We start from the raw sequence: 7,388 nt of genomic DNA on the forward strand, positions 1-7,388 counted from the left end.
TCATGATTGATTATAAAAAAACTCTCAATTTACTAGACACTCCTTTTCCAATGCGCGGCAATCTCGCCAGTCGCGAACCCAGTATGCTGAAAGCCTGGCAAGAAAAAAATCTGTACCAAAAAATTCGTACTGCCTGCAAAGGTCGCCCAAAATTCATACTGCATGATGGTCCGCCATATGCCAATGGTGATATTCATATCGGTCATGCGGTCAATAAAATCCTCAAGGACATTATCGTCAAAAGCAAGACACTGTCAGGCTTTGATGCGCCTTATATTCCTGGCTGGGATTGTCATGGCTTGCCGATCGAACATCAGATTGAGAAAAAGTATGGCAAGCACTTACCCGCCGATAAAGTGCGCGAACTCTGCCGCGCTTTTGCCAGAGAACAGGTCGAGCGTCAGAAAAACGATTTCATACGCCTGGGCGTTCTGGGCGATTGGGAACACCCTTATCTCACGATGAATTTTAAAACAGAGGCCGACATTATTCGCGCGCTGGGGAAGATTTTTCAAAATGGTTATTTATATCAAGGTCAGAAACCTGTTAATTGGTGTATAGATTGCGGTTCCGCGCTGGCTGAGGCGGAAGTGGAATATGAAGACAAAACTTCACCTGCAATTGACGTGGGTTTTGCAATTGCATCTGCGCATCCATTACTTAGCAATGTTTTTGGTGTCTCTGTTCCTGAGAATGTCCAAACCTATGCCATCATCTGGACCACTACGCCTTGGACATTGCCCGCTAATCAAGCCGTCTGTGTGCACCCCGAATTCGATTATGCACTCGTACAAACTGCACGAGGCTTATTGATACTCGCCAGTGAACTGAAACAAATCTGTCTTGAGCGTTATAATTTAACCGGTGAAACACTGGCTACATGCAAAGGTCAGGCGCTGGAACATTTGCCATTACAGCACCCGTTTGAATCGCGCGCGGTAAAAATCATTTGTGGCAGGCATGTCACATTGGAAGCCGGTACAGGGCTCGTGCACACGGCACCTGCACACGGTCTGGACGATTATTTTATCGGACAAAGTTACGACTTGCCGAGCGAGAGCCCGGTTGATGGCGATGGCAAATTTATTGCTCATATCCCTTTGGTTGGCGGACTCTCGGTATGGAAGGCCAACGATGTTGTGATTGATACACTTAAGACCAATGAACATCTGTTTTGCCTGAAAAAAATTGATCATAGCTACCCTCATTGCTGGCGCCATAAGACTCCCATTATTTTTCGCGCCACTCCGCAATGGTTCATCGGCATGAATTTGCACAATGCCGCCGTCGCAGCTACGCAAAATCAAACATTGCGTGAATTGGCCTTGCAAGCGGTCGACACCACGACATTTTATCCGACCTGGGGCAGGGCACGTCTGGAAGCAATGATCAGAAACCGTCCCGATTGGTGCGTATCACGTCAACGCAATTGGGGTGTTCCGATGGCCTTTTTTGTGCATAAAGATACTCATGCGTTGCATCCCCGTTCACTGGAATTGCTCGAACAAGTAGCACAGAAAGTGGAATTGCAGGGCATCGAAGCATGGTTTGCGCTGGAGGCCTCAGAATTGCTCGGAGAGGAATCCAAGAATTATATAAAACTAACCGATACTCTGGATGTTTGGTTTGATTCCGGTACCACGCACGACACTGTCGTTAAAGCAGATGCACAGCTTACCTTTCCTGTTGATTTGTATTTGGAAGGTTCCGATCAGCATCGTGGCTGGTTCCAATCCTCGTTACTGACCGGTTGCGGCATCGATGGTCAGGCTCCATACAAAGCGCTGCTCACGCACGGATTTGTGGTGGACGGAAACGGTCATAAAATGAGCAAATCCAAAGGTAATGTAATTGCTCCGCAAAAAGTGATAAATACTTCTGGTGCCGATATTCTGCGCTTATGGGTCGCATCTACCGATTATTCTGGAGAACTCTCCATTTCCGAGGAAATTCTAAAGCGGGTAATCGAGAGTTACCGCCGTATCCGTAATACGTTGCGTTTTTTACTGGCTAATCTGATGGATTTTGATCCGCAGACTGATACGATTGATGTCACGGAATGTCTGGAAATTGATCGTTATATGCTGGCGCTAACAGAAGCATTTCAGCAGGATTTATCGCAGAGTTATGAACGTTATGAATTTCATCAAGTAGTGTATAAGCTACATAATTTCTGTTCTGAAGACTTGGGTGGTTTCTATCTGGATATTCTCAAGGATCGTCTGTATACAGCAACAGCGACAGGTTTGCCTCGCCGTTCGGCACAAACAGCGCTGTATCATATCGCACATTGTTTAGTGCGACTGTTTGCACCGATCCTGAGTTTCACGTCGGAAGAGGTTTGGCAACATCTGACAGGCGATAACAATGATAGTGTATTGTTGCACAATTGGCACATCTTTCCAGAGCAGTCAGATGCCAAACCTTTACAACAACGCTGGGCCAAAATACGTGCATTGCGCTCACAAGTATTGAAAAAGCTGGAAGATTCCCGTACTCAGGGAGAAATAGGTTCCTCGCTGGCGGCGATGGTTGAAATTCGTGCCGGCGCTGAAGATTTCACCCTGCTCAGCACATTGGGCCATGATTTGCGATTTGTGTTGATTGTCTCTGCAGTTAATTTGATTCAAGTAAATGACACTCAACAGGAGAGTGTTATTGTGACATCCAGCACACATACAAAATGCGAGCGCTGCTGGCATTATCGCCAGGATGTCGGACATCACACGGATCACCCAACTTTATGTGAGCGTTGCGTTTCCAATCTTTATGGCGACGGTGAAGCGCGTAACTATGCCTAACACTTTAAATTATTTACTGGATACTTGCTTACTATGAAGCTCTACGTCAGTCTGGGCATAGCCTTAGTTATTTTAACGCTGGACCTTGCAACTAAATACTGGGTAGAGTCTAGTTTGGAATTTGGTCAGAGTATTCCGTTGACCAGTTTCTTTAATCTGGTGCTTACCTATAATCCGGGCGCAGCATTCAGTTTTTTGAGTGAGCAATCCGGCTGGCAACGCTGGTTTCTGAGCGGTATTGCAGGTAGTGCGGCTCTTTTGATTATCTACTTACTCAATAAATATAAACATGAGCAGTTATTCTGTTTGTCGTTGAGTTTAATTCTCGGGGGTGCACTAGGAAATTTGTATGATCGCGTTACACTGGGTCATGTGGTCGATTTTCTGGATTTTTATATCGGCGCATATCACTGGCCTGCTTTTAATGTTGCCGATTCTGCGATTTTTATCGGTGCGGCATTGATGATCTATGAAAGCTTCAGAAATAAAGAGAAGATGGAAGATATGGGGAAAAGAGTCAAAAAGTAAATCTTACTTATTTGCTTTCTTCTCTTTAGTAATAGGATTTTGCAAGGTATACCCATGCTCTTTCATTTTATATCCTCCATAAGCACCGACTCCTACAACAGCCAATGTCCAGCAACCGGATAACAATGACACTGCCATCAAAAAAGCAATTACCTTAAATATCCATCTATTTTGCATCTTAAATTCCTGTTTCAATAACTATCACACACCGATGAATCTGTTGCATCGGAATTTGCACTGTCTGTAGATTACAGGCTAATTATCAGTTTAACAACCGATTGTATCGGCACTGACAGTACCAAGGAATGAATATGTTACTGATGTTCTGTACCGGTATTTTAAAAACCTCACCAGAGGAACATTGCACAAGCTAAAGAGGGTTTGTTTAATCTCTGTGGGTTCAATTCCTTGGTCCTTGAAGCGAAAGCTGATTGAAAACCATCAGATTGAAGAGCGTATTTAATACCCCGCTGCTTGCGGCGGAGTGCTTTATTAACTCCTCGATCGTAATCGCAGCGAGAAGTCAGCTGATGAAACAACTCAAACTGACGATCCGGATAAGAGTTAAGGATCCGGAAGTAATACGGTGGCAAAAATTTCTCTAAGGATCGATGCAAAGCATGCTTCTGCATTGAGTTGGTGAAGTGGAGTGCGTCGCTGAGCACCACCTTAAACTGGCTCGCGACGCAATTCACTTACATTATTGCTATTATGCTACGGATTTACTAGGCACAGTAATGAAATGATCTGGTTGTTTCAATTAGAAACCGTATAAACGTTATATGGCAAGCTGACGGGCGTGAATTTTCAAAGTTTGATACAACTAGACTCTCTAGTTAATCACTATCCGTAAAATGCGATGCTTAGGCAGCCGCTTGTTGGAATATTACATTCAATATTCTTAAAAGATTGTGTTTCTGTCTAGACAAGCCTACCGCAAACGTAACCATTAGTCATCGTCCGCGGGTAAGCTAAAGAGAGAACTTAACAATATTAGTATAATTTACTCTGAAGTAAGCTGTTGGCAATCTGAAATCAGACACATACCTCCGAAAACTTTTAATTTGGGGTGAAGCATTTCAGCGATCTTCTCCGCCTGTTTCTTATCACAGACGAGAACTAAAACTGCGTTATATTGCTCCAGTATATAGTCGTCTTGATCCCGTTCGCCGGTTGAACCAAAACCACCCGCTTTTTTAATGATTGTGTAGCCATGTACTTTGGCATCGATAAACAACTGAATCAAGTCATCAAGCCTTTCTTCATGAATGACAATCTCGATCCGCTTCATTGTTACAATGGATTCAGGCGCAGAAAACATAGTTTTTCTCCTTATAATGTAAGTGTCAGAATCGGAAGTTAAATGCTCCGTTTATTATTGAAGATCTCCCGAGGAGTTTCATAACGATTAATACATCCAATCCAATAAGAGTCTTATCTATCTAAGATTTTGCCATGTAAGAGGCGCTGGGCGACAGCATTTTTTGGCGCTGCCGCCTTACACTCTACCACGGCGCAATCGTACAAACACTAAGTAAGTCTTATCGTAGTTATAATACTAATCACCATGGATAGTAGGTTTCGTGCAAGTACTGGGCAGCTGCATAGTACATGGGTATACCGACTACCACATTAAACGGAAAAGTAACCCCAAGCGATAAAGTGAGATAAAACGACGGATTAGCTTCAGGAATCGCAAGGCGCATCGCTGGCGGAACTGCGATGTATGAGCAACTGGCTGCAAGCACTGTCACCAACGTAATGCCTCCTATCGAGTAACCTAAAAGGAAGTGGCCTACGAATAACCCACAAACCGCACCAATCAGGGGCATAATGATACCAAAACAAACCAGGAAAACGCCCACGGATTTAAACTCCGACAGTCTTTTTCCGGCCTCCATTCCCATATCAGCCAGGAATATACATAATGCTCCCATAAAAATAAGCTCAAAGAAAGGCTCAATTTTATGATAACTAGGCTCTGAAACAACCCAACCAATCGCCATAGAGCCGAACAACAGCAGAATACTACCGTTGGTAAAAGCGTCGATGATCAGATGTTTCATCATCCCTTTGTCAGCTTTGACTTCCGCGCCTCCAGCTAAAACTCTTCGCGAATAGCCGGCAAGCACCAGACCAATCATGATTGCAGGCGACTCCATAATTGCCAGCATGATGATAGGATAGGCTTCATACGTGACGCCTATGCCTCCCAGAAACGCGACCGCCGTCATATAGGTTCCTGCACTTACCGAACCATAGTGCGCGGAAATGGCTGCGGCATTAAGGGGGTCGATTTTCCCGAGCCCTCGCAAGATGATGTAAGCAAGTATCGGTAACCCGACGCCAAAGCCAAGCGCCGCCCATACAGCGGGAAGAGCAGATGACATGTCTGATCCGGAAAGTGCCTTGCCGCCATGTAGCCCGATCCCGATCAATAAGTAAATAACGATCATCTTATGCATATCGGGCGGGAATTTCAGATCCGATTTGATGAGACAAGCAAACATACCTAGCGCAAAGAACAGAATAGCAGGTACGAGTAGACTGGTTAATGACATATTACACTCCTCTTATTTTAAAGTAGTTGGCAAGATTGGCTTTACATGCTCTAACATCGAGCACCGTATCGAAATTTGTTTTTGTTTCGATTAGTTTGGCTTTAATATTCATGCGAATCAGGCTTGTGTCTGTGGTCTGACGACTTAAAGCTTCATCAGAAAACTTGATTCGCTCCGTTTTTTGGGGTGTAACCTGCTGGGATTGTCCGCGCTGAAGTTCGATTGGAATGGTCTCTTTTGTTGACCGGCTCTTGGATGTCTCGGCGGCGAATATTGCGCTCGGTAACATAAACAGGGCAATCAGAATACATTCATAGGCTAATATTCTTTTAATCATTATGTTTCTCCAAACTGTTAAAAAAGATTTATCACTTCCGTGGTAAAAACATCAGGTCAAGTGATCGTAAGCAGTTCATAGAACTGGAGTGATTTCTCTATTTTTTCTGATCATAGTTCTTATCTTTTTCTAAAAACATCTTATGTGTGAAGTCGGGTTTACTTATTACCCTAGCAAATCGTACAGCAGAACACAGGGAGGCAATATTCGTGCTAACACGTAAGTGCAAACCCTTATATATAAACAAACTTGTACAAAAAGATTGTTTTATTGTAAGATTTACAACGTTCTCTATCCGAGTTCAACAGTAGGATAATATTTTGATAAAATTGCCAAAAAAATTAGGTTTCCGAACTATGTTTGATTCGGCAGCGGATGCGATGTTGCTGGTGGAAGAGTTTGGGCATATCGTGTTGGCCAATACAACTGCACAACAGCTTTTTGGATATTCTGCAGATGAGTTGAGCGGACTGACCGTTGAAATACTTATAGTGCCTCGGTACCGAAAACAATATCGTTACCATCAAGCACAATTTTTAAGTCATCCGATGAAGCGGTCCATGGGTGTGGGCAATGAGCTTATGGTAGTAGATCGGGACGGCAAAGAAATGTTGTTGGATATTAGTCTAAGTCCCATAGTAATCCAGAAACAGCTTTATATTCTTATCACATTTAATGCCGCCAAACGACGTCTGGATGTAGAACAAGCGCTCCGAGTGAGTGAAGAGCGTTTGCGGTTGGCCAAACAGGCTGCAGGGCTAGGTATTTTTGACTATGAGATCAAACGTAATATCGTATACTGGGATGATCAGATGCGTAAGTTATGGGGCGATCATTCGGAGAAAACTGTAAGTTATGAGGAATTCGTTGCGAGGATACATCCGGAGGATCGTGCGGCGAGACAAAGAGCTATAGATTGTGCAATGAACCCTGCCGGTAACGGAGAATTCAAAGCGGAATATCGTGTCGTAAATTCCATCAATGGTGACGAACGGTATATAGCTGCGATGGGACGGGTTTATTTCGAAGCCGGTCAGCCAAACCGACTGGTAGGTGTTACCCGAGATGTCACAGAGCAGAAAAATATCGAGAAAAAGCTTCAGATGCAACGTGATGAAACTGAAGATATTCTCAAGCAACAAGTGGCGGCACGCACGGCAT

The 7,388-nt window shown here is 44.0% G+C and carries 7 protein-coding genes; 3 read left to right on the top strand and 4 right to left on the bottom strand.

What is annotated here, in order from left to right:
* The first annotated feature begins 2 nt into the window (after positions 1 to 2).
* Together ileS and lspA are read left to right on the top strand one after the other, a co-directional pair.
* The gene (gene ileS, locus C7H79_RS12675; RefSeq protein ID WP_106707621.1) at positions 3 to 2,801 is read left to right on the top strand and encodes an isoleucine--tRNA ligase; all 2,799 of its coding nucleotides are present in this window, start codon (positions 3 to 5) and stop codon (positions 2,799 to 2,801) included.
* Between the two features lie 33 nt (positions 2,802 to 2,834).
* Positions 2,835 to 3,329 (top strand): signal peptidase II, encoded by a 495-nt coding sequence (gene lspA / locus C7H79_RS12680; RefSeq protein WP_106707622.1) that lies wholly within the window; start codon positions 2,835 to 2,837, stop codon positions 3,327 to 3,329.
* 3 nt (positions 3,330 to 3,332) lie between these two features.
* Here the strand turns inward: lspA and C7H79_RS18025 are convergent, their stop codons facing one another.
* The 4 genes from C7H79_RS18025 to C7H79_RS12695 form a co-directional block, all read right to left on the bottom strand.
* Positions 3,333 to 3,506, bottom strand: a complete 174-nt coding sequence (locus C7H79_RS18025; RefSeq protein ID WP_172592436.1) for a hypothetical protein — start codon at positions 3,504 to 3,506, stop codon at positions 3,333 to 3,335.
* A gap of 826 nt (positions 3,507 to 4,332) precedes the next feature.
* On the bottom strand, positions 4,333 to 4,650 hold the full coding sequence (locus C7H79_RS12685) for a P-II family nitrogen regulator (RefSeq protein WP_106707623.1): 318 nt from the start codon (positions 4,648 to 4,650) through the stop codon (positions 4,333 to 4,335).
* Positions 4,651 to 4,891: 241 nt separating this feature from the next.
* Positions 4,892 to 5,890 carry a sodium-dependent bicarbonate transport family permease gene (locus tag C7H79_RS12690; protein ID WP_106707624.1) on the bottom strand — a complete coding sequence of 333 codons (999 nt, stop codon included), beginning with the start codon at positions 5,888 to 5,890 and terminating at the stop codon, positions 4,892 to 4,894.
* Between the two features lies 1 nt (position 5,891).
* Entirely contained in the window at positions 5,892 to 6,227 is a 336-nt protein-coding gene (locus tag C7H79_RS12695; RefSeq protein WP_106707625.1) for a hypothetical protein, read from the bottom strand.
* A 356-nt stretch (positions 6,228 to 6,583) separates the two neighbouring features.
* Here C7H79_RS12695 and C7H79_RS12700 point away from each other — a divergent pair.
* Positions 6,584 to 7,388, top strand: an 805-nt coding sequence (locus C7H79_RS12700) for a PAS domain S-box protein (protein ID WP_119983668.1), incomplete at its 3' end; no start/stop codon positions are given.

The organism is Nitrosomonas supralitoralis (assembly GCF_003011925.2).
GTDB classification, from domain to species: Bacteria; Pseudomonadota; Gammaproteobacteria; order Burkholderiales; family Nitrosomonadaceae; genus Nitrosomonas; species Nitrosomonas supralitoralis.

What these genes read in the sequence shown, in the direction of transcription:
- lspA (WP_106707622.1), top strand. Translation starts at nt 2,835, where the DNA reads ATGAAGCTCTACGTCAGTCTGGGCATAGCCTTAGTTATTTTAACGCTG.
- C7H79_RS12690 (WP_106707624.1), bottom strand. Translation starts at nt 5,890, where the DNA reads ATGTCATTAACCAGTCTACTCGTACCTGCTATTCTGTTCTTTGCGCTA.
- C7H79_RS12695 (WP_106707625.1), bottom strand. Translation starts at nt 6,227, where the DNA reads ATGATTAAAAGAATATTAGCCTATGAATGTATTCTGATTGCCCTGTTT.
- ileS (WP_106707621.1), top strand. Translation starts at nt 3, where the DNA reads ATGATTGATTATAAAAAAACTCTCAATTTACTAGACACTCCTTTTCCA.
- C7H79_RS18025 (WP_172592436.1), bottom strand. Translation starts at nt 3,506, where the DNA reads ATGCAAAATAGATGGATATTTAAGGTAATTGCTTTTTTGATGGCAGTG.
- C7H79_RS12685 (WP_106707623.1), bottom strand. Translation starts at nt 4,650, where the DNA reads ATGTTTTCTGCGCCTGAATCCATTGTAACAATGAAGCGGATCGAGATT.